This window comes from Streptomyces sp. NPDC006450, assembly GCF_040612195.1.
GTDB lineage: Bacteria > Actinomycetota > Actinomycetes > Streptomycetales > Streptomycetaceae > Streptomyces.
Genome location: NZ_JBEXPT010000047.1, coordinates 1 through 21,911 on the forward strand (window position 1 = coordinate 1; position 21,911 = coordinate 21,911).

At 71.8% G+C, this 21,911-nt stretch carries 22 protein-coding genes and 1 riboswitch; of the genes, 11 read left to right on the forward strand and 11 right to left on the reverse strand.

The features are described 5' to 3' along the window. Positions 1-868 (forward strand): serine/arginine repetitive matrix protein 2 (locus tag ABZY57_RS16585; RefSeq protein ID WP_356512446.1); only part of this gene is annotated, 868 nt, incomplete at its 5' end. A gap of 14 nt (positions 869-882) precedes the next feature. Here ABZY57_RS16585 and ABZY57_RS16590 read toward each other — a convergent pair. After that, entirely contained in the window at positions 883-1,416 is a 534-nt protein-coding gene (locus tag ABZY57_RS16590; RefSeq protein WP_356512448.1) for a carboxymuconolactone decarboxylase family protein, read from the reverse strand. Between the two features lie 46 nt (positions 1,417-1,462). On the opposite strand from ABZY57_RS16590, the gene ABZY57_RS16595 reads away from it, so the two are divergent. After that, entirely contained in the window at positions 1,463-2,890 is a 1,428-nt protein-coding gene (locus ABZY57_RS16595; protein WP_356512450.1) for a PLP-dependent aminotransferase family protein, read from the forward strand. Positions 2,891-3,034: 144 nt separating this feature from the next. On the opposite strand, the gene ABZY57_RS16600 is transcribed toward ABZY57_RS16595, so the two are convergent. Continuing rightward, complete coding sequence (locus ABZY57_RS16600) at positions 3,035-3,889, reverse strand: hypothetical protein (protein ID WP_356512509.1); 855 nt, start codon at positions 3,887-3,889, stop codon at positions 3,035-3,037. A gap of 115 nt (positions 3,890-4,004) precedes the next feature. On the opposite strand from ABZY57_RS16600, the gene ABZY57_RS16605 reads away from it, so the two are divergent. Further along, positions 4,005-4,316: a hypothetical protein gene (locus ABZY57_RS16605; RefSeq protein ID WP_356512452.1), complete on the forward strand. Its 312-nt coding sequence runs from the start codon at positions 4,005-4,007 to the stop codon at positions 4,314-4,316. A 6-nt stretch (positions 4,317-4,322) separates the two neighbouring features. Next, entirely contained in the window at positions 4,323-5,516 is a 1,194-nt protein-coding gene (locus ABZY57_RS16610; RefSeq protein ID WP_356512454.1) for a glutathionylspermidine synthase family protein, read from the forward strand. A gap of 9 nt (positions 5,517-5,525) precedes the next feature. On the opposite strand, the gene rocD is transcribed toward ABZY57_RS16610, so the two are convergent. After that, entirely contained in the window at positions 5,526-6,731 is a 1,206-nt protein-coding gene (gene rocD, locus ABZY57_RS16615; RefSeq protein WP_356512456.1) for an ornithine--oxo-acid transaminase, read from the reverse strand. A gap of 109 nt (positions 6,732-6,840) precedes the next feature. Beyond that, positions 6,841-6,931: riboswitch (ZMP/ZTP riboswitch) on the forward strand. Between the two features lie 35 nt (positions 6,932-6,966). Between rocD and glyA the strand changes: the two genes are divergently transcribed. The 4 genes from glyA to ABZY57_RS16635 all read left to right on the forward strand — a co-directional run bounded on the left by glyA (position 6,967) and on the right by ABZY57_RS16635 (position 11,460). After that, complete coding sequence (glyA, locus tag ABZY57_RS16620; protein ID WP_356512458.1) at positions 6,967-8,250, forward strand: serine hydroxymethyltransferase; 1,284 nt, start codon at positions 6,967-6,969, stop codon at positions 8,248-8,250. A gap of 255 nt (positions 8,251-8,505) precedes the next feature. After that, a complete protein-coding gene (trpS, locus tag ABZY57_RS16625; RefSeq protein ID WP_356512460.1) occupies positions 8,506-9,519 on the forward strand; it encodes a tryptophan--tRNA ligase in 1,014 nt (337 codons plus the stop codon). A 128-nt stretch (positions 9,520-9,647) separates the two neighbouring features. Beyond that, positions 9,648-10,271 carry a 2'-5' RNA ligase family protein gene (locus ABZY57_RS16630; protein ID WP_356512462.1) on the forward strand — a complete coding sequence of 208 codons (624 nt, stop codon included), beginning with the start codon at positions 9,648-9,650 and terminating at the stop codon, positions 10,269-10,271. Positions 10,272-10,416: 145 nt separating this feature from the next. Further along, positions 10,417-11,460, forward strand: a complete 1,044-nt coding sequence (locus ABZY57_RS16635) for a YhjD/YihY/BrkB family envelope integrity protein (RefSeq protein WP_356512464.1) — start codon at positions 10,417-10,419, stop codon at positions 11,458-11,460. Here the strand turns inward: ABZY57_RS16635 and ABZY57_RS16640 are convergent. Continuing rightward, positions 11,408-12,658 carry a D-alanyl-D-alanine carboxypeptidase gene (locus ABZY57_RS16640; RefSeq protein ID WP_356512466.1) on the reverse strand — a complete coding sequence of 417 codons (1,251 nt, stop codon included), beginning with the start codon at positions 12,656-12,658 and terminating at the stop codon, positions 11,408-11,410. The two genes, ABZY57_RS16635 and ABZY57_RS16640, sit on opposite strands and share 53 nt — an antisense overlap. A 121-nt stretch (positions 12,659-12,779) precedes the next feature. On the opposite strand from ABZY57_RS16640, the gene ABZY57_RS16645 reads away from it, so the two are divergent. From ABZY57_RS16645 to ABZY57_RS16655, 3 genes are all read left to right on the forward strand, one after another. Beyond that, positions 12,780-13,040, forward strand: coding sequence for a hypothetical protein (locus ABZY57_RS16645; protein ID WP_356512468.1), 261 nt, complete (start codon positions 12,780-12,782; stop codon positions 13,038-13,040). Continuing rightward, complete coding sequence (locus ABZY57_RS16650) at positions 13,037-14,416, forward strand: metallophosphoesterase (protein WP_356512470.1); 1,380 nt, start codon at positions 13,037-13,039, stop codon at positions 14,414-14,416. The genes ABZY57_RS16645 and ABZY57_RS16650 overlap by 4 nt, the downstream gene beginning before the upstream one ends. Positions 14,417-14,549: 133 nt before the next feature. Then, a complete protein-coding gene (locus ABZY57_RS16655; RefSeq protein ID WP_356512511.1) occupies positions 14,550-16,106 on the forward strand; it encodes an ABC transporter substrate-binding protein in 1,557 nt (518 codons plus the stop codon). Positions 16,107-16,143: 37 nt separating this feature from the next. On the opposite strand, the gene ABZY57_RS16660 is transcribed toward ABZY57_RS16655, so the two are convergent. The 7 genes from ABZY57_RS16660 to sdhA all read right to left on the reverse strand — a co-directional run bounded on the left by ABZY57_RS16660 (position 16,144) and on the right by sdhA (position 21,896). Then, entirely contained in the window at positions 16,144-16,902 is a 759-nt protein-coding gene (locus tag ABZY57_RS16660; RefSeq protein ID WP_356512472.1) for a TetR family transcriptional regulator, read from the reverse strand. A gap of 9 nt (positions 16,903-16,911) precedes the next feature. Beyond that, positions 16,912-17,340 carry a DCC1-like thiol-disulfide oxidoreductase family protein gene (locus ABZY57_RS16665; protein WP_356512513.1) on the reverse strand — a complete coding sequence of 143 codons (429 nt, stop codon included), beginning with the start codon at positions 17,338-17,340 and terminating at the stop codon, positions 16,912-16,914. Then, a complete protein-coding gene (locus ABZY57_RS16670; RefSeq protein ID WP_356512474.1) occupies positions 17,337-17,741 on the reverse strand; it encodes a hypothetical protein in 405 nt (134 codons plus the stop codon). The genes ABZY57_RS16665 and ABZY57_RS16670 overlap by 4 nt, the downstream gene beginning before the upstream one ends. Positions 17,742-17,836: 95 nt before the next feature. Next, on the reverse strand, positions 17,837-18,610 hold the full coding sequence (locus ABZY57_RS16675; protein WP_356512476.1) for an alpha/beta fold hydrolase: 774 nt from the start codon (positions 18,608-18,610) through the stop codon (positions 17,837-17,839). 57 nt (positions 18,611-18,667) lie between these two features. Then, on the reverse strand, positions 18,668-19,201 hold the full coding sequence (locus ABZY57_RS16680; RefSeq protein WP_356512478.1) for a hypothetical protein: 534 nt from the start codon (positions 19,199-19,201) through the stop codon (positions 18,668-18,670). A 173-nt stretch (positions 19,202-19,374) separates the two neighbouring features. Beyond that, on the reverse strand, positions 19,375-20,142 hold the full coding sequence (locus ABZY57_RS16685) for a succinate dehydrogenase iron-sulfur subunit (protein WP_250744036.1): 768 nt from the start codon (positions 20,140-20,142) through the stop codon (positions 19,375-19,377). Beyond that, entirely contained in the window at positions 20,142-21,896 is a 1,755-nt protein-coding gene (sdhA, locus tag ABZY57_RS16690) for a succinate dehydrogenase flavoprotein subunit (RefSeq protein WP_254382516.1), read from the reverse strand. Before sdhA ends, ABZY57_RS16685 begins: the two co-directional genes overlap by 1 nt. Positions 21,897-21,911 lie beyond the last annotated feature (15 nt).

Sequence of the window (21,911 nt, forward strand, 5' to 3'; positions counted from 1 at the left end):
GCCGCCGACCCCGGCGCCGGGCTACGACCCGGCCTCGCGGCCGCTGCCTGCGATGCCGGCCCCGGCGCCGGGCCACGAGCCGTTTCCCGGGCCGCCTCCGGCCTCTCCTCCCGGAGCCGCGCCCGCGCAGGACCCGTACCCGTACCCCGCGTATCCGTACCCGCAGACCGGACAGCCGGTGCAGCCCGCTGCGCCCCGGCGGTGGCTGACGCCGACCACGGCGGCCGTCGCGGTGGCCGCGCTCGCGATCGGGGCGGCGTCCGTGTGGTTCGTGGCGCGGGACACCGGCGAGGAGCCCGCGCACGCGGGGCCGACGGCGTCCGTCGCCCCGCCGAGCGGCGAGGTCTCGCCGACCCCCTCGGACCCGGCCACCCGCTCCGCGTCGCCGACGGCGAGCGCGAGCCCCACCCCCAGCCCGAGCGGCAGTGACCCCGCACACGAGACGGTGCGCGACGCGAAGGGGTTCACCATCGCCGTCCCCGCCGGGTGGGCGCGGGAGGACGGTGCAACGGGAGTCTTCTACCGCTCTCCCGACCGCGCCGCCCTGCTCCAGATCTTCCAGGTGAGCGAGCCCGAACTGACCCCGCTCGCGGCCGTCCAGGGCGCCTCCACCTACCTGCGCGCCCAGACCACCGGCTACCAGGAGATCCGCGTGGGCCCGGCCACCGACGCCCCCGAGGGAGGCGAGCTGGTCTACGAGTACGACAGCGCGGAATCACACGGCCGGCGCCGCGGCGTGGAACGGGTGTTCGTCGCCGAGGACGGCAAGAAGTGGGCCGTCCTGACGGCCGGCCCGGCGGGCGAGTGGACGCTCACCCAGGCGCACCACGCGGCCGCGCTGAGCGCCTTCCGCCCGACGGGCGGCTGACGCGGGACCGGGGGCTACGCGTACATCCCCGGGGTGTAGTGCCCCGGGGTCAGGCGGGTGGTGACGCCGATCCGGTTCCAGACGTTGATCGCGGCGATCAGGGCGATCACCTGGGCCAGTTCCTTCTCCTCGAAGTGCCGCGCGGCTCGCGCGTAGACCTCGTCGGGAACGAAGCCGTCGGTCAGGACGGTCACGGCCTCCGTCAGCTCGATCGCGGCGAGCTCCTTCTCCGTGTAGAAGTGCCGCGACTCCTCCCAGGCGCCGAGCAGCAGCAGCCGCTCCACGTCCTCGCCCGCCGCGAGGGCGTCCTTGGAGTGCATGTCGATGCAGAAGGCGCAGTGGTTGATCTGTGAGGCGCGCAGTTTGACGAGCTCGACCAGAGCCGGGTCCAGCCCCTTGGCGGCGGCCGTGTCCAGGGCGACGGCGGCCCTGTAGAACTCCGGGGCGAGCTTCGCCAGCTGCATCCGGGGGGCGTGCTCGGCCGCCTTCTTCGCACCGCCCGTGACGTCTGTGCTGTCCGTGCTGTCCGTGCTGTCCGTGTGGGTCATGAGGCCAACCTACGATCCGGGCGGCCCCTCTATATGGTCCATGTCCATGACGGATTCGTGGGCCACTTCCGGCGCCGACCTGCATCTCGAACCGGTCCCAGGGCGCGGTGTCCGGGCCGGGCTCACCGAGGCGCTGCGCGAGGCCGCGCGCAGCGGGCGGCTCGCGCCGGGGACCCGGCTGCCCTCCTCGCGGTCGCTCGCGGCGGACCTCGGGATCGCCCGCAACACCGTCGCCGAGGCCTACGCCGACCTCGTCGCCGAAGGCTGGCTGACGGCCCGCCGGGGCTCCGGCACCCGGGTCGCGGAGCGGGCCCCGGTGCGGCGTCCCGCGGCGGCCGTGCCCGTACGGCGCCCCGTGCGGGCGCAGACCTCGTACAGCCTGAAGCCCGGTTCCCCGGACCTGGACGGCTTCCCGCGCGCCGCCTGGCTGGCGGCGGCCCGGCGGGCGCTGACCGAGGCTCCGAACGAGGCCTTCGGATACGCGGACCCGCGCGGCCGCGTGGAGCTGCGCGAGGCGCTCGCCGAGTACCTGGCGCGGGCCCGCGGGGTGTACGCGGACCCGGAACACATCGTGCTGTGCGCCGGCTTCGGCCAGGGCCTGCTGCTGCTCGCGAGGATGCTGAGGGCGCGCCGGGTCCGGGAGATCGCGGTGGAGGGCTACGGGCTGGACGTGCACCGGGAGCTGCTGACCGGCGCCGGGCTGCGGACGCGGCCGCTGGCGGTGGACGGGGCGGGGGCCCGCACCGCCGAGCTGGCCGGTTCGGGCGCGGGGGCTGTCTTGCTGACCCCGGCGCACCAGTTCCCGACGGGCGCCGCACTGACGCCGGGACGGCGGACGGCGGCGGTGGACTGGGCCCGGTCCACGGGCGGGCTGGTCCTGGAGGACGACTATGACGGGGAGTTCCGCTACGACCGCCAGCCGGTGGGCGCTCTCCAGGGACTGGACCCGGAGCGGGTGGTGTACCTGGGCACGGCGAGCAAGTCCCTGGCGCCGGGGCTGCGCATGGGCTGGATGGTGCTGCCCGGGCCGGTTCTGGACGAGGTGCTCGCGGTGAAGGGCCGGACCGACTGGAGCTCCAGCGCGCTGGACCAGCTGACCCTCGCGGAGTTCATCCGGTCGGGGGCGTACGACCGGCACGTGCGGGAGATGCGGGTGCGCTACCGGCGGCGGCGCGACGAGCTGGTGACGGCCGTCGGGGACCGCGCGGCGGTCTCCGGCATCGCCGCGGGCCTGCACGCCGTGCTGGACCTCCCGCCCGGCGGGGAACGGGCGGCCCTGCGCTCGGCAGCCCGGCAGGACCTGGGCCTGCTGCCGCTGTCGTTCTTCCGCCACCCGCAGGCGGCGACGCCCCCGCGCGAGGCCCTGGTCGTCGGCTTCGGAACCCCGTCCCGGAGCGCCTGGGCCCCGACCCTGGAGGCTCTCGTCGCAGCCCTCCCCCCACGGGGTCCGGGCGCGGGCCGCGGAGCGGGGTGAGCGCGGCCGAACGCTCCGGTGGCGGCTGCGGGAACGCGGCCCTGCGGGGCTGCCCCCTACCCGCCCTTCCCCCGTTCCCCGGGCTCGGCCAGGACCCCGGTCCTCGCACGCCGGACGGGCCGGTTCGGCTCCGCCCGGGCCCGGTCAAGGGGCAGGGTCAAGGGGCCCCCGGGGCGGGGCCGGCTCCGCCTGGGGTTCGCCGAAGCGGGCCAGGGCCAGGGATCCGGCCACGGCCACCACGAAGCCCGTGACGGCCAGCCAGGTCAGCCCCTCGCGGGTGCGGTCGCCCAGCCAGACCACGCCCACCAGCGCCGGCCCGATCGTCTCGCCCAGCACCAGCCCGGCGGTCGCCGCCGTCACGGAGCCGCGCTGGAGCGCCGAGGTGAGCAGCAGGAACGCGGCGCCGCCGCCGAGCAGCAGCGCGTAGAACGCCGGGTTGGACAGGGCGGAGAGCGAGATGTCGTCGATGAGCCGGACCGCCACCTCCACCACCCCGAAGCCCGTCCCGGCGGCCAGACCCAGCGTCAGCGCCCGGCTGCGGTCCGGCAGCCCGCCCGCCACGGCCCCGACCACCAGCACCAGCCCCGCCACCGCCAGCAGCCCCAGCTTCAGCGCGAGCGTGCCCTCGCCCGAGCCCTCTTCCCCGGCCGCCAGCCCGAGCATGAACAGCCCCGCGCTCACCACGGCGACCGCGCCCCACTCCGTCCGGCTCAGCCGCGCCCGCAGCAGCCGCGCCGCGACCACCGCGGTCACCGCGAGGCTGGCCGCGAGGGCCGCGCCCACCGCGTAGATGGGGATGTGCCGCAGGGCGATGATCTGGAGGACGAACCCGACCCCGTCCAGACCGAGTCCGGCGAGATAGCGCCACTGGCGCAGCGCCCGCAGGAAGAGGGCGGTGTCGACCCCGGAGCCCGTCCCAGGCTCCGCCGCGCGCGCCGCCACGGCTTGCAGGACCGACGCCGTGCCGAAGCAGACCGCCGCACCGAGCGCGCAAATCATCCCAATGAGCACGAACCGACTCTAGGTCACGGATACCGCGACGGCCGGATTCCGTCGGCCGGGGCGGCCGTTCTAGTCTGTGCGCAGCCGGCCACCCAGGGGGAGCGAACAGTCCATGGACAGCAGCAGCACCGACACCACGCGCACCAAGCGCCGCATGCGCTCCGGCACCGTCGCCCTCGGCGGCATGGGCCTGCTGGCCGCGGCCCTGGTGGCCTGCGGCAGCAGCAACGAGCCCGACAAGCGCTGCGCGGACCGCGCCACCCTGGAGAAGCTGAACTCCAAGGAGTGCAAGAGCGGCGGCCGCGGCGCGTACTACTACGGCGGCACCGTCGCGAAGAACAAGGTCAGCGGCGGCAGCTTCGACAAGTCCGCCGTCACCCGCGGCGGCATCGGCGGCAGCCACAAGAGTTCCTCGGGCGGCTGATCCAGCGTGAAGCGCCACACCATCGAGCCCCGCCCCGACTGGCAGAAGACCGTCGAGGAACAGGGGCTGATCTACCCCCTGACCCGCTACCCCGACGACTCCCTGCGCCCCTACTGGGACGAGAGCGCGTACTACTCCTTCACCCTCCCCGAGGTCGAGGCGCTGGAGAACATCGTCGAGGAGCTGCACGCCATGTGCCTGGCCGCGGCCCAGCACATCGTCGACCACGACCGCTTCGCCGACCTCGGCATCACCGACCCGAAGCTGGCCGCGCTGATCGCCGAGTCCTGGCGGCGCCGTGCCGAACAGCCCTCGCTCTACGGCCGCTTCGACCTGCGCTACGACGGCACCGGCAGCCCCGCCAAGATGCTGGAGTACAACGCCGACACCCCGACCTCCCTCGTGGAGGCGGCCAGCCCGCAGTGGTTCTGGATGGAGGAGCGCTTCCCCGGCGCCGACCAGTGGAACTCCCTCCACGAGCGGCTCGTCGACGCCTGGCGGCGCCAGGCGGAGCTGCTGCCGCCCGGCCCGGTGCACTTCGCGCACTCCGAGACCGACGAGCTCGGCGAGGACCTGATGACGGTCGCCTACCTCCAGGAGACCGCCGAGCAGGCCGGCATCGACACGCGCGAGCTGTCGGTGGAGCGGATCGGCTGGGACGCCCTGTCCGGCCGGTTCGTGGACGAGAAGCTCGGCTTCATCCGCGCGATCTTCAAGCTCTACCCGTGGGAGTGGCTGGCCACCGACGAGTTCGCCCCGCAGGTCCTCGGCACGTACGACCACGGCGGCGGCTCCGGCACCACCGCCTGGATCGAGCCGCTGTGGAAGATGCTGCTCTCCAACAAGGCCCTGCTGGCGATCCTGTGGGAGCTCTTCCCCGAGCACCCGAACCTGCTGCCCGCCTACCTGGACGGCCCGCGCGAGCTCGCCACGACCACCGGCTACGCGGCGAAGCCGCTGCTGGGCCGCGAGGGCGCGGGCGTCACCCTGCACCCGGCCGGCGGCGAGCAGCCGTTCGTACCGGAGCAGGACGAGACGTACGTCTTCCAGGGCCTCGCCCCGCTGCCCGACTTCGACGGCAACCGGGTGGTGCTCGGCGCGTGGGTCGTCGAGGACGAGTCGGCGGGCCTCGGCATCCGCGAATCGGCGGGGCCGGTCACGGACGAGTACGCCCGCTTCCTGCCCCACGTCATCCTGTAGGCCGGCCGGTCAGGCGCCGAGGACCGACCTGAGCTGGTCCAGCCCCCAGTCCAGGTCCTCCTTGGAGATCACCAGCGGCGGTGCGATCCGGATCGTCGACCCGTGGGTGTCCTTGACCAGCACGCCGAGCTCCATCAGCTTCTCGGAGATCTCCCGGCCGGTGCCGCGCGACGGGTCGATGTCCACGCCCGCCCACAGCCCGCGGCCCCGTACGGCGGTCACCGCACCGCCGCCGACCAGCAGGTTCAGCTCCCGGTGCAGGTGGTCGCCGAGCTCGGTGGCGCGCTGCTGGTACTCGCCGGTGCGGAGCATCGCGACGACCTCCAGGGCGACGGCGCAGGCCAGCGGGTTGCCGCCGAAGGTGGAGCCGTGCTCGCCCGGCTTGAACACGCCGAGCACGTCCAGGTCGGCCACCACCGCCGACACGGGCACGACCCCGCCGCCCAGCGCCTTGCCGAGGATGTACACGTCGGGGACGACCCCCTCGTGCTCGCACGCGAAGGTCGTGCCGGTGCGGCCCAGGCCCGACTGGATCTCGTCGGCCATGAACAGGACGTTCCGCTCGCGCGTCAGTTCCCGTACGCCCCGCAGGTATCCGGCGGGCGGTACGAGCACGCCGGCCTCGCCCTGGATCGGCTCCAGGAGCACGGCGACCGTGTTGGAGGTGACGGCGTGGGCGAGCGCGGTGAGGTCCCCGTACGGAACGATCTCGAAGCCGGGGGTGTACGGGCCGAAGTGGTCGCGGGCCTCGTGGTCGGTGGAGAACGACACGATGGTCGTCGTGCGGCCGTGGAAGTTGTCGGCCGCCACCACGATCTTGGCGTGGCCGTCCGGTACCCCCTTGACCTCGTACCCCCACTTGCGGGCGGTCTTCACCGCCGTCTCCACGGCCTCCGCGCCCGTGTTCATGGGCAGGACCGCCTCCTTGCCGCACAGCGCCGCGAGCTCGGTACAGAAGTCGGCGAAGCGGTCGTGGTGGAAGGCGCGGGAGGTGAGGGTGACCCGCTCCAGCTGGGCGCGGGCGGCGTCGAGCAGACGACGGTTGCCGTGGCCGAAGTTCAGGGCGGAATAGCCCGCGAGCATGTCGAGGTAGCGGCGGCCCTCCACGTCGGTCATCCACGCGCCCTCCGCGGTGGCGACGACGACGGGCAGGGGGTGGTAGTTGTGCGCGCTGTGCGCGTCGGCGGAGCGGATGGCATCAGCAGTTGTCGACACGGGGTCTCCGATCGTCCGTCAAGCCGGTGACGAGGGTGGCGTCACTGTCCATCCTCGCTCGAATCGCGGACGGAGAAACCTTTCCTGCGGCGTGCCCGCTAGGGTGTCGGGTACGCACGGCGACTGGCGCACGGAGAACCAACTCCGGGGGAGCCGTGCGCGCACGACCGCATACAGGGCCGCTCGCCTGGGCCTCGCGGGGACGAGATCTGACATCGACCCCGGAGGAGCCGCCATGAGCGCGAACCACCACCCCCCGTACCGCCACCCCGCTCTGCTCGCCACCGACCCCGAGCTGGCGTCCTTCGTCGCCGCCGAGGAGACCCTCCAGGCGGAGACCCTGCGCCTCATCCCGAGCGAGAACTACGTGTCCGCGGCCGTGCTGGAGGCCTCCGGCACCGTGCTGCAGAACAAGTACAGCGAGGGCTACCCGGGCCGCCGCTACTACGAGGGCCAGCAGAACATCGACCGCATCGAGGCGCTGGCCGTGGAGCGGGCGAAGGGCCTCTTCGGAGTCGACCACGCCAACGTGCAGCCGTACTCCGGCTCGCCCGCCAACCTCGCGGTCTACCTGGCCTTCGCGAAGCCCGGCGACACGGTGATGGGCATGGCGCTGCCGATGGGCGGGCACCTGACGCACGGCTGGGGCGTCTCGGCGACGGGCTCCTGGTTCCGGGGCGTGCAGTACGGGGTCCGTGCGGACACCGGTCTCGTCGACTACGACGCGGTACGGGACCTCGCGCTGGCGGAGCGGCCCAAGCTGATCTTCTGCGGCGGTACGGCGCTCCCGCGCACGATCGACTTCGAGGCGTTCGCGTCGATCGCGAAGGAGGCGGGCTCGGTCCTGGTCGCCGACGTGGCGCACATCGCCGGCCTGATCGCGGGCGGGGCGCACCCCTCCCCGGCGGGTCACGTGGACGTGATCTCGACGACCACCCACAAGACCCTGCGCGGTCCGCGCGGCGCGATGCTGATGTGCCGCGAGGAGCACGCGAAGGCCATCGACAAGGCGGTCTTCCCCGGCCTCCAGGGCGGCCCGCACAACCAGACGACGGCCGGCATCGCCGTGGCCCTCCACGAGGCGGCCCAGCCTTCGTTCGTGTCGTACGCGCACGCGGTCGTGGCCAACGCGAAGGCGCTGGCCGCCGCGCTGCTGGAGCGGGGCTTCGACCTCGTCTCGGGCGGTACGGACAACCACCTGATCCTGATCGACCTCACCGGCAAGGAGGTCTCCGGCAAGATCGCGGCGAAGGCGCTGGACCGGGCGGGGATCGTCGTGAACTACAACACGGTGCCGTTCGACCCGCGCAAGCCCTTCGACCCGTCGGGGATCCGGATCGGCACCCCGTCGCTGACTTCCCGCGGTCTGTCGGAGGCCCACATGCCGGTGGTCGCCGACTGGATCGCGGGGGCCGTCTCGGCGGCCGCCAAGGGTGACGAGGCGGCTCTCGGCGCGATCCGCGCGTCGGTCGCGGACCTGATGGCCGCCTTCCCGGCCCCGGGCCTCCCCGTCGCCTGACCCCCCGGGTGGGGGCCGGTCCCTGCGGGGCTGTCCCCTACCCGCCCTTCCCCCGTTCTCCGGGGCTCCGCCCCAGACCCGGCGCAGCGGCACACCCCCTGACCTCGGCTCAAAGCGGTCGCTCGGCCGAGGCAAGATCCGGACGGGCCGCTACCGCCGGGTACCCGGGCGGGGGACGGGCAGGGCCCGGGGGAACCGCCGGGTTCAGGCCAGCGGCGGGGCCGAGCCCGGTGTCGCACCTGAGAGAATGGGGCCATGGCTTCTGATCGTCCTCGCGCGCTCTCCGGCATCCAGCCCACCTCCGGTTCGTTCCACCTCGGGAACTACCTCGGAGCCATCCGGCAGTACGTCGCCCTGCAGGAGACGCACGACGCCTTCTACATGGTGGTCGACCTGCACGCGATCACCATGCCGCAGGATCCGAAGGACCTCCGCGCGAACACCAGGCTCTCCGCCGCGCAGCTCCTCGCCGCCGGTCTCGACCCCGAGCGCTGCACGCTCTTCATCCAGAGCCACGTGCCCGAGCACGCGCAGCTCGGCTGGGTCATGAACTGCATCACCGGTTTCGGCGAGGCCAGCCGGATGACCCAGTTCAAGGACAAGTCCGCGAAGTCGGGTGCCAACAACGCCACCGTCGGCCTGTTCACGTACCCGATCCTGCAGGTCGCCGACATCCTGCTCTACCAGGCGAACTCCGTCCCCGTCGGCGAGGACCAGCGTCAGCACATCGAGCTGACCCGGGACCTGGCCGAGCGCTTCAACCAGCGCTTCGGGAAGACCTTCACCCTCCCCGCCGCGCACATCGTCAAGGAGGTCGCGAAGATCTACGACCTCCAGGACCCGTCGATCAAGATGTCGAAGTCGGCTTCTTCGCCCAAGGGCCTGATCAACCTCCTCGACGAGCCCAAGGCCACCGAGAAGAAGATCAAGAGCGCGGTCACCGACACCGAGGCCGTGGTCCGCTTCGACGCGGAGAACAAGCCCGGCGTCAGCAACCTGCTGACGATCTACTCCACTCTCACGGGCGAGTCCGTCGCCGCGCTGGAGGCCGCGTACGAGGGCAAGGGCTACGGGGCGCTCAAGACCGATCTGGCCGGCGTGATGGTCGATTTCGTCACACCCTTCAAGCAGCGCACCCAGGAGTACCTGGACGATCCGGAGACCCTGGATTCCTTGCTGGCCAAGGGCGCGGAGAAGGCCAGGGCGGTCGCCGCCGAGACCCTGGCGCAGGCCTACGACCACCTCGGATTCCTCCCCGCGAAGCACTGACGGGGACCGAAGGGAAAGAGGGCCCTGGCGATCTGGGGGGTGCTGCCGCCACACTGGGGCGGCAGCACTCGTGCGACGCACACGCGGAGCACAGACCACGCACAGGACTACAGGCGGAGGAGAGCTACGTGGGGACCGTAACGCTCGGCGTTTCGATCGCGGTCCCGGAGCCGTACGGCAGCAGCCTTCAGGAGCTGCGCGCAGGCTTCGGGGACGCCGCCGCGTACGGCATCCCCACGCACGTCACCCTCGTACCGCCGACCGAGGTGGCCTCGGACCGGCTGCCCGAGATCCGCGCCCACCTGGCCGAGGTCGCCGCCGCCGGCCGCTCCTTCGTGATGCGGCTGGCCGGCACCGGCACCTTCCGCCCCCTCTCGCCCGTGGTCTTCGTCCAGGTCGTGGAGGGCGGCTCCGGCTGCACCCGGCTCCAGGGCCAGGTCCGCGACCCGCAGGGGCCGCTCAACCGGGAGCTCTCGTTCCCGTACCACCCGCACGTGACGGTCGCCCACGGGATCTCCGAGGAGGCGATGGACCTGGCGTTCAGCACCCTCGCCGACTACGCGGCGGAGTGGGTCTGCTCCGGGTTCGCCCTCTACGAGCAGGGCTCGGACGGGGTCTGGCGCAAGCTGCGGGAATATCCGTTCGGCAACGGGGCAAGCGGTGGGGCGAGCGCCGTTCCGGCGCAGATCGGCTCGGCGACGGACAGCAGTGCGGCGGCAGCCGCGGGTGAGGCGACCGCACGCCGTTCCTGACGCAGGAACCGCAACCGGAAACCGATCCTTCGCAGGACCAGGGCGTGGAACGGCCGAGCCGTCGGGCGAAAAGTCACAATCGACGACCGTAGTCCCCAAAAGCGGCAATCCCGGCTATTTCCGACAGCTCATTTACGGTGACCGCATGGACTGGCTGAAGAATCTCCCGGTGATCGGGTCCCTGGTGTCCGCCCTGATGCGCACCCACCTGTGGCGTTCGTACGAGCGGCTCGACCGCGTGCACTGGAGCCGGCTCGCCGCGGCCATCACCTTCATCAGCTTCCTGGCCCTCTTCCCGCTGATCACCGTGGCCGCCGCGATCGGCGCCGGGCTGCTCACCCAGGACCAGCTCGACCGCCTCCAGAAGACCCTCGCCGAGCAGGTCCCCGGCATCTCCGACCAGCTCGACATCAACGCCCTCGTCGAGAACGCGAGCACCGTCGGCCTGATCGCCGCCGCCGTCCTGCTCTTCACCGGCATCGGCTGGGTCGGCTCGATGCGGGACTGCCTGCGGGCGGTGTGGGACAAGGACGACGAGGACGAGGGCAACCCCTTCGCCCGCAAGGGCAAGGACGCGCTCGTCCTCATCGGCCTCGGCGGCGTCGGCCTCTGCTCGGCCGCGGCCTCGATCTTCGGCTCCAGCGCCGTCGGCAAGGCCGGGGACTGGCTGCACGTACCGCGCGACGGCGCGGGCGGCGGCCTGCTGCGGGGCGCGGCCTTCCTCGTCGGAGTGCTGGCCGCCTTCCTCGTCCTGCTCTACGTCCTGACCCTGCTCCCGGGCGTCGAACCGCCCCGCCGCCGCCTGATCGAGGCGGCCCTCCTCGGCGCGGCCGGCTTCGAGCTGCTGAAGCTGCTGCTCAGCGGCTACATGAGGGAGGTCGCCACGAAGAGCATGTACGGGGCCTTCGGCGTGCCGATCGCGCTGCTGATCTGGATCAACCTCACGGCGAAGCTGCTGCTGTTCTGCGCGGCGTGGACCGCGAGCCGCGACGACGCCGACGGGGACGGAGCGCAGGACCCGGAGCGGGGCGGCGAACCCACCCCGGAGCGGGACGGCGAACCCACCCCGGAGCAGGGCCGCGAGCCCGCCGCGGAGCAGGGCGGCCGCGAGCCCGCCCAGAAGCCCGCCGGCTCCGCTACGCCCGGCCGCGAGCCCGGCGGCCGAGCCCCCGCGGCCAGCGCCGGTTGACGGCGTAGGCCCCGCCGGCCACCACGGCCAGCACCCCGCCCGCCACGCCGAAGGCGGTACCGACCCCGCCGCCGGAGCCCGCACCGGACGCCGACGGGTTGTTCTCGTGGGACTGGGCCGGGGAGCCGTAGGAGGTGGTGTCCGCGCTCTTCGGCGGCACCAGCTCGCCCACGGGCTTGACCTTCCCGCTCGCCGCGAAGCCCCAGTCGAGCAGGTCGGCGGTCTCCTCGTACACGGAGTTGGCGCCGCCGGTGCCCGGGTTCATCACCGTGACCAGCAGCTTCTTGTCGCCGCGCTGGGCGGCGCCGGTGAAGGTGGAGCCGGCCATCGTGGTGTTGCCGTTCTTCACCCCGGCGATCCCCTTGTAGGGGGGGAGGCCGCCTGCGCCGGTCATCAGCCGGTTGGTGTTCTGGATCTCGAAGGTCTCGCGCGGCTTCCCCGACTCCTGCCGGCCGGGGAACTTCGCGCTGGCCGTGCCGCAGTACTCCCGGAAGTCCTGCTTCTGCAGGCCGGAGCGGGCGATGAGGGTGAGGTCGTAGGCGCTGGAGACCTGGCCCGGGGCGTCGTACCCGTCCGGGGACACGACGTGCGTGTCCAGGGCCTGGAGCTCCTCGGCGTGCGCCTGCATGTCCTTGACGGTCTTCTCGACGCCGCCGTTCATGGCCGAGAGCACGTGCACGGCGTCGTTCCCGGAGCGCAGGAACACCCCGAGCCACAGGTCGTGGACGCTGTAGTCGGCGTCCTCCTTGATGCCCACCAGGCTGGAGCCGGAACCGACCCCGTCCAGCTCCTCCTGACTGACCTTGTGGACCTGGTCCTTGGGCAGACCGGGCAGCAGGGTGTCGGCGAAGAGCATCTTCATGGTCGAGGCCGGGGGGAGCCGCCAGTGCGCGTTGCGCGCGGCGAGGACCTCGCCGGTCTCGGCGTCGGCCACGATCCACGAACGGCCCGTCAGGCTCGTCGGCAGCGCGGGCGCACCGGGCAGCAGGTTGACCTGCGTACCGGGCTGCCCGAGCGATGCGCCGCCGATCGTGGACATCGACGCGGGCGGCGCGGGCGCCTTGCGCGGCTGCCCCTTCCCGTCCACCGGTGGCGTGGGCGTCGGCGCGGCGGACGCGGGCGGGGCCAGCAGCGCCGGGACCAGCAGAGCGGGAAGCGCGGCGGATAGGACCGTCAACGCGGTCTTCTTGGCAGACACGCAGGTGAAAGTACATCCCGATACTGTGCTTAGCGTCATGGACCGGCCAACCCGCCGCAACCACCGCCGGGACAGCCCACCCCGGCGCGTCCGTCCTGGGGACGAAACCGATACTGGGCTCATGAAACTCAGCCGCGCCGCTTCCTGGTTCCTGCTCGCCTTCGGCGTGTGGAGCTGGTTCATCTGGGTGTCTTTCGTCCGGAACCTGTGGAAGGACGGCAGCGGTCTGGCCTTCGACGACGCGGGGGACCCGACCGGGTACTTCTGGGTCCACCTTCTCCTGGCGGTGGCGTCCTTTCTCCTGGGGACGGCCGTCGGAGTGATCGGGTTGCGCGGGGTGCGGGCGCTGCGGCGTGAATCACGTACGGAGGCGGGCGCATGAGGATCGTTCTCTTCGCGGTCGTGGCCCTGCTGGTCGTGACCCTCCTGGTCCTGGTGCACCGCTGGCTCTGGATCCGCCTGGTCCGCGACACCACCGCCCCCGGCGGCCGCGTCCGCCGCACGGGCACCGCCCTGGCCTTCGCGCTCCCGCTCCTGTCCCTGGCCGCCCTGGTGGCGGGCCGCGCGGGGGCCCCCTTCTGGCTGGAGCGCACGGTCGCCTGGCCGGGCTACATGTGGCTGGCCGTCCTCATGTACCTCTCCCTGGCCATGCTGGTGGCCGAGCCCGTCCGCGTCCTGTGGCTCCGCCGCCGGGACAGGGCCGCGCCCCAGGCAGCCTCCGCGGGCGCGGCCCAGGCGGGCCCCGGGGCGCGGCCCCGCAGCGCCCCGGCCGCCGCAGGCGCGGACGCGACGGGGTCCGGGGCGGAGTCCCGCTCCCGGGAAGGGGCGGAGAGGGGAGCAGCGCCGCAGGCCACCCTCGCGGCCACCGCCGAGCCCGCGGCCGCCGCCGGGCAGCACCCGGCGCAGGCCGGCCCGGCGGAGCCCACCGCACCCGGCGTCAGTCGCAGGCGCTTCGCGCGGATCGCCGCCGGCACGGCCGCCGCCGCCGCAGCCGGCACGGTCGGCTACGGCACGTACGGAGTCCTCCGCGGCCCCCGCGTCAAGCGGGTCCGGGTCCCGCTGGCCAAGCTCCCCCGCGCGGCCCACGGCTTCCGCATCGCCGTGGTCAGCGACATCCACCTCGGCCCGATCCTGGGCCACGCCCACACCACCCGCATCGTCGACACCATCAACCGCACGCAGCCCGACCTCATCGCCATCGTGGGCGACCTCGTCGACGGCAGCGTCCACGACCTCGCCCCCGCGGCCGAACCGCTCCGCGGCCTCCGGGCGCGCCACGGCTCGTACTTCGTCACCGGCAATCACGAGTACTTCTCCGGCGCCCAGCAGTGGGTCGACCACGTCCGCGAGCTCGGCCTCACCCCGCTGGAGAACGCGCGCCGCGAACTCCCGTACTTCGACCTCGCCGGGGTCAATGACATCGCGGGCGAGAGCGAGGGCCACGGCCCGGACTTCCAGGCGGCCCTCGGCGACCGGGACCGCGCCCGCAGCGCCGTACTCCTCGCCCACCAGCCCGTGGTCATCGACGAGGCCGTCCGGTACGGGGCCGACCTCCAGCTCTCCGGCCACACCCACGGGGGCCAGCTGTGGCCCGGTGAGTACGTCGCCGAGCTCGCCAACCCCACCGTCGCCGGGCTGGAGCGCTACGGCGACACCCAGCTGTACGTCTCGCGCGGTGCGGGTGCCTGGGGGCCGCCGGTCCGGGTCGGCGCGCCGTCGGACATCACAGTCGTCGAACTCGCCTCATATCAGGCCTGAACCGCCCGAACCGCCAACGCCACGCCATGAATCGGCCTTCCCGAGGCCGAAATTCCATGATGGGATGTGACCGATAATCGGATAACGGGTCGCAGACTCCGGTCAGCGCCCACGTGGGGTGGAGTCAAGGATGTTGCGGTCTGTCCGCTCGAAAGTCATCGCGGCCGGGCTGGTCCTCGGCGTCGGCTCCGTCGCCGCGTGGCAGCTGCTGCCGCAGGCGGCCGGCGGCGGGGAGCCCATCCGCGTCGGCACGAGTGACGTGGTCTCCTCCCTCGACCCCGCCGGGGCGTACGACGCGGGCTCCTGGGCGCTGTTCAGCAACGTCTACCAGTCGCTGCTGACCATCGACCGCGGCTCGGACACCCCGGTGCCCGACGCGGCCTCCTCCTGCGACTTCATCGGCGACAAGCTCACCACCTACCAGTGCGAGCTGCGCCCGGACGTGAAGTTCTCCTCCGGCCGGGCGATCACCGCCGAGGACGTCAAGCACTCCTTCGACCGGATCAAGGCGATCAACTCCGACCAGGGCCCGGCGCCGCTGTTCAACACCCTGAAGTCGGTCAAGGCCGAGGGCCGCACGGTCACCTTCGAACTCTCCGCAGGGGACGCCACCTTCCCGTTCAAGATCGCGACGGGCGCCGCCTCGATCGTGGACAAGGACAAGTACCCGGCCAAGGCCCTGCGCACGGAGGAGAAGGTCGACGGCTCCGGCCCCTTCACCCTCGCCGGCTACACGGCCGGCACGAGCGCCGAGCTCAAGCCCAACACCTCGTACAAGGGCCAGGGCAAGGTCTCCAAGAGCGCGGTCACCGTGAAGTACTTCAAGGACTCCGCGCAGCTGGAGCAGGCCTGGACCGACCGCGGGATCGAGGTCGCCCACCGCGACATGCCCCCGGCGGTCCTGGCCGACCTGAACCCGGGCCTGGAGGACACCCGGTACCAGGCCTCGGGCGGCACGGAGATCCGCAGCATGGTCTTCAACCTCCGCCCGGGCTCCCCGGTGGCCCAGCCCGCCGTCCGCCAGGCCGTCGCCGCCGTCGTGGACCGGGCCAAGGTCGCGACCGAGGTCTACAAGGGCACCGTCACCCCGCTCTACTCGCTCGTTCCGGCGGGCATCGCCGGGCACAGCACGCCGTTCTTCGACGCCTGGCCCTCACCGAACGGGCTCCACGCGAAGAAGCTGCTCAAGGACGCCGGGATCACGACCCCCGTCGCGATCACCCTCGGGGTCAACGTGCGCGGCGCGAGCGTCGCCGAGGCCGAGGAGCTGAAGGCGCAGCTGGAGTCCACCGGCCTCTTCCAGCTGACCATCGAGCCCGTCGAGAAGTGGAGCGACTTCCAGAAGGCCTACGCGGCGGGCGAGTTCGACGCCTACACCATCGGCTGGATCGCCGACTTCCCGGACGCGGACAACTTCCTGGCCCCGCTCGTCGGCGCCGACAACTCGATGAACAACGGCTACTCCGACAAGAACGTCGACGCCCTCATCACCCGCACCCAGTCCTACTCGGACCGCGGCGCCGCCGCCGAGGACTTCCGCGACCTGCAGAAGCTGGTCGCGCAGCAGGTCCCGATGATGCCGATCTGGCAGAAGAAGGACTACGTGATGTCCCGCGATGCCGTCGCGGGCGCCCAGTACCTCTCGGACGGCACCGGCGTATGGCGCCTGTGGGAGCTCAACTGGCTGTAGGACCGGGGCCGCGGTCCGGGCCCGTGTGCGGGCTCCGTCACGGGCCCTCCTGCGGCCCCTCCTCCGGGCCCGCGTCCGGGTCGGAGGCCCGCTTGCGGCCCGGCCGGGACACGGCCGTCTGGGCCATGCCCGGCAGGAAGTCCGTGAACAGCTCGTGCACTTCCCGCACCAGCGGCCGCAGCACCCGGAACCGGGCCAGGATGATGCCCCGGGTCGTGAGCTGCGCGCCGCGCTGGGCGAGCCGCCGGGTCTTCTCGCTGTCCGGGGAGCGGTCGAAGACCCAGTAGAGGACCAGGCCCATCTGCGAGAGCCACATCAGCTCCGGCAGGACGTCGGCCAGCTCGTCCGGCACCTTGGTCCTGGCCCCCGCCAGCACCTCGCGGTGCATGTCGATGGCCTGCTTGCGGGCCGCCTCCGACTCCGGGGAGAACGGGCTGAGCGGGCTCTCCGGGTCCGCGGCGTTCTTGAAGAACTGCGAGGCGAACTCGTGGTACGGCGCCGCGATGTCCAGCCAGCTGGTCAATACGCCCGCGAGCCGCTTCTGCAGGTCGGTCTCGTTGTCCAGGATCGGCCGGACCGCCGCCAGGTGGGCGGCGCCGATCCGGTCGTAGAAGCCCTGGACCAGGTGCTCCTTGGACTCGAAGTAGTAGTAGGCGTTGCCGACCGATACTCCGGCCTCCTTGGCGATACCGCGCATCGTCGTCTTGTCGAAGCCGCGCTCCTGGAAGAGGCGGAGCGCGGTTTCGAGGATGAGCGTGCGGGTCTGCTCGCTCTTGGGAGCCTTCTGATCAGTCACGGTCTGAGCCTATCGGGGCGCGGAACACTGGTCGGCACAGGCCGGTTCCCCGCCGTTCGCCGAGGAGTTGTCCCGCACGGCCTCGCGCCAGGTGGAGGCGGTGTACATGGCCGCTCTGGCGAAGGGCCGGCCGGCCGGGGTGGCCAGCCAGTTCGCCTTCGGCCGGTGCTCGGCCAGCGCCCACAGGCAGACGATGAAGGCGTCCGTCCCGGTCCACACCTGTCCGGAGTCGCCGATGACGGTGATCTCCTTCAGCGTCGAGGCGTGGTCGAGCTGCGGGTAGCGCCGCTGCGCCTCGAAGGAGGCCGCGGGGATGAGCCGGAGCGGTACCAGCCATCGTTGGCCGAGCAGCCAGTGCCGGATGTGTACGCAGAGCGGACAGTTCGCGTCGTACAGCACCGTCAGGTGCCGGGTCGGGGTGGCGGGCACCGGGATCAGGCCCCGGCGGGCGCGGTCCACCCCTGCGGGGCGACCGGCGGGGTCTGCTGACGCTCCATGATTCCCCGGCGGCGCATCTTGTTCAGCACCCAGACGTTGCCGAGGTGCATGAAGCCGAGGACCAGGAGCACGACTCCGAGCTTGACCGACAGGGCCTCGAAGAGTCCGCGGGCCGCGACGATCTCCTCGGCCGACCGCAGGTAGAGGGTCACGAAGCCGATGTTGACGAGGTAGAAGCCGACCACCAGGAGCTGGTTGACCGCGTCGGCGAGCTTCTCGTTCCCCTGGAGGACGTCGCCGATGAAGACGCGGCCGTTGCGGCTGAGCGTGCGGGCCACCCAGACGGTGAGTCCGATGCTGATGAGCAGGTAGATGACGTACGCGACCACGGTGAGGTCCATTGTCCCCAGCCCCTTTGAACGTGTTCAACTGCTGACGGCACTGACTGTAGACCTCTTTTTGAACAGGTTCAAGCGAATCGGTGCGCCCGGCCGGGTCAGCGTCCCGAAAGGACCGCCTCGAAGAGGAAGGGCAGCAGCAACCGGTTGATCTCCTCCGGGCGTTCGAGGGAGGGGAGGTGGCCGGCCCAGGGCAGTTCGACGTGGACGGCGCCGGGCACGAGGGAGGGGAGCTCGGCGGGGACGTCCCGGAAGTCGGGGATGTCGTGCGCACCGCCGACGGCGAGGACGGCGGCGGTGATGGCGGCAGGCTCGAAGGCGGGCTCGGGGAGCTCGTGGTCCCCGTCGGCGGCCATGGCGCCCTGCAGGTTCCCGAGCTGCATGGTCCGTACGAGGGCGTGCACGGCCTCGCCGGCCTCCGGGCCCAGCCATTGGCGGGCGTTGAGCTCGGCCGCGCCCTCCAGGTCGCCGGCGTCCAGCAGGGCGGCCTCGGCGGCATTGAAGGCGAGCAGCGCGGGACCGCGCCGCTGCGCGGGCCGGGCGGGGCAGAGCAGCGCCAGCGCGCTCACCAGCTCCGGACGCAGCGCGGCCAGCGTCAGCGCGACCCGCCCGCCGTAGGAGCTGCCGACGAAGGCGGCCCGGCGGATGCCGAGATGGTTCAGAAGTGCCTGGACGTCCCCGTGATCGCTGTACGGGGCCTCGGCGGCGGGAGAGTCTCCGCAGGTCCGGAAGTCCGCCCGGACCACCCGGTATCCGGCCGCGAGCAGCGGCTGCCACTGCGGCTCCCACATCCGCCGGTCGCATACGGAGGAGTGCAGCAGGACGACGGCCGGAGCGTCGGCGGGACCGTCCACATCATGAGAAAGGATCATCCGCCGATCCTCGTGGACCTGCCCCCGCCCCGCCATCGGATTCCCGCCCGGCCGGACTCACATGCTCAGCGCGCGCGCCTGGTTGATCTGGCTCATGACCCACATGTAGGTCCCCGGGTCCACCGCGGGGATCATCGTGGAGTGGTGGCGGCCGGCGCTGTTGACGGTGATCTGGATGTAGCCCGTCGTGCGGCGCTCCTTCATCAGGAGGAAGAACAGGCCGAGCAGGCAGAACAGGAAGAAGATGACGGCCAGCACGATGGCGTGCGCCGGGATCTTCTCCTCCGTCCGGGAGAAGTCGGTGGCGTTCCAGATCGCGCCCCTGAGCGGCATCGGGCCCGAGGGGGTGATGATCTGGTCCCCGGCGATCGTGATGTCGCCCAGGGAGAGTCCGGCGGCCGGGTAGCCCGCAGGACCCATCGGCGGCATCTGGGCCGCAATGCCCGCTCCGCCGATGGTCGGCTGGTAGGCCGGGGGCTGCGGGTAGGGCTGCGGGTAGCCGTAACTCGGGCTCCCCGGCCCCCACTTGTACTCGTCGCCCTGGCCCGGGTCGCTCGCGTAAGGGTTCGGGTTCGGCTGCTGCTCACTCATGTGCCCGATGATTCCACAGCCCTCGGCAGGCCAGTAGGGCGATCGCCGGTACGCGCAAGGCCCCGCCCCCGGTGCGAACACCGGGGGCGGGGCCTTCGTGCGGTCGACGGCCCGGGCCGCCGCGGGGCGGCGGGCCCGCCAGGGCCGAGCGCCGCGAGGGGCGCGTCAAGAAATCAGAAGCGGCGGGTGATCAGGGCCCGCTTCACTTCCTGGATCGCCTTCGTGACCTCGATGCCTCGCGGGCACGCGTCGGTGCAGTTGAAGGTCGTGCGGCAACGCCACACGCCGTCCTTGTCGTTCAGGATCTCCAGGCGCTGCTCGCCCGCCTCGTCACGCGAGTCGAAGATGAAGCGGTGCGCGTTGACGATCGCCGCCGGGCCGAAGTACTGGCCGTCGTTCCAGAACACCGGGCACGAGGACGTGCATGCGGCGCACAGGATGCACTTGGTGGTGTCGTCGAAGCGCTCGCGGTCCTCGGCGGACTGCAGGCGCTCGCGCGTCGGCTCGTTGCCCTTGGTGACCAGGAACGGCATGACGTCCCGGTACGCCTGGAAGAAGGGCTCCATGTCGACGACGAGGTCCTTCATCACCGTCAGGCCCTTGATGGCCTCGACCGTGATCGGCTTCTCCGGGTTGATGTCCTTGATCAGCGTCTTGCAGGCGAGCCTGTTCTTGCCGTTGATCCGCATCGCGTCGGAGCCGCAGATGCCGTGCGCGCACGAGCGGCGGAAGGTCAGCGTGCCGTCGAGGTCCCACTTGATCTTGTGGAGACCGTCGAGCACGCGCTCCTTCGGGTCGATCTCGATCTGGAAGTCCTGCCAGGTCGACTCGTCCGAGATCTCCGGGTTGAACCGGCGGATCCGGAACGTGACCGTGATGAAGGGCGAGGCAGCGGCGGCCGCCTCCATCTGGTCCGTCTTGCTGAGGGTCGGGGTGGCCATCAGTACTTACGCTCCATCGGCTGGTAGCGGGTGACGACGACCGGCTTGTAGTCCAGGCGGACCGAGTCCTGGCCGTTGTCGTCCACCTCGCGGTACGCCATGGTGTGGCGCATGAAGTTGACGTCGTCGCGGTTCGGGTAGTCCTCGCGGTAGTGACCGCCGCGGGACTCCTTGCGCGCCAGCGCGGACACGGCCATGACCTCGGCCAGGTCGAGCAGGTTGCCCAGCTCGATGGCTTCCAGCAGGTCCGTGTTGAAGCGCTTGCCCTTGTCCTGGACGGACACGTTCTTGTAGCGCGCGCGCAGCTCCGCGATCTTCTCGACCGCGGTCTTGATCGTCTGCTCGGTGCGGAACACCATGACGCAGGCGTCCATCGTCTCCTGGAGCTCCAGGCGCAGGTCCGCGACCCGCTCGTTGCCCGTGGAGGCCCGCAGGTGCTCGACCAGGTCGATGACCTGCTGCGCCGGGTTCTCGGGCAGCTCGACGTAGTCGTTGGCGTGGGCGTACGCGGCCGCCGCGATGCCCGAGCGCTTGCCGAAGACGTTGATGTCCAGCAGCGAGTTGGTGCCCAGGCGGTTCGCGCCGTGCACCGATACGCACGCGACCTCGCCGGCCGCGTACAGACCCGGGACGACGGTGGTGTTGTCCGCGAGGACCTCACCCTCGACGTTCGTCGGGATGCCGCCCATGGCGTAGTGCGCGGTGGGCTGGATCGGGATCGGGTCCGTGTACGGCTCGATGCCCAGGTAGGTGCGCGCGAACTCGGTGATGTCCGGGAGCTTCGCGTCGAGCTGCTCCGGCGGCAGGTGCGTCAGGTCCAGGTACACGTGGTCACCGGCGGGACCGCAGCCGCGGCCCTCACGGATCTCGGTGTAGATGGAGCGCGAGACGACGTCACGGGACGCGAGGTCCTTCATGACCGGCGCGTACTTCTCCATGAAGCGCTCGCCGTCCTTGTTGCGGAGGATGCCGCCCTCACCGCGGGCGCCCTCCGTCAGCAGGATGCCCATGCGCCAGATGCCCGTCGGGTGGAACTGGAAGAACTCCATGTCCTCCAGCGGCAGGCCGCGGCGGTAGCAGGCCGCCTGGCCGTCACCCGTGAGGGTGTGCGCGTTGGAGGTCACCTTGAAGAACTTGCCGGTGCCGCCGGAGGCGTAGATGACGGACTTCGCCTGGAACACGTGGATCTCGCCGGTGGCGAGCTCGTACGCGACCACGCCGGCCGACTTCTTGACGCCGTCCTCCTCGACCAGGAGCTGGTCCAGGACGTAGAACTCGTTGAAGAACTCCACGCCCTCCTTGACGCAGTTCTGGTACAGCGTCTGAAGGATCATGTGGCCGGTGCGGTCCGCGGCGTAGCAGGACCGGCGGACCGGGGCCTCGCCGTGGTTGCGGGAGTGGCCGCCGAAGCGGCGCTGGTCGATGGTGCCGTCCGGGGTGCGGTTGAACGGCAGGCCCATCTTCTCGAGGTCGAGGACCGCGTCGATGGCCTCCTTCGCCAGGATCTCGGCGGCGTCCTGGTCGACCAGGTAGTCACCGCCCTTGACCGTGTCGAAGGTGTGCCACTCCCAGTTGTCGTCCTCCACGTTGGCGAGCGCGGCGGCCATGCCGCCCTGCGCGGCGCCCGTGTGGGAGCGGGTGGGGTAGAGCTTGGTCAGCACGGCGGTGCGGCTGCGCTTCGTCGACTCGATGGCGGCGCGCATGCCTGCGCCGCCCGCCCCGACGATGACGGTGTCGTACTTGTGGATCTTCATTGGTTTCGCCTCAGC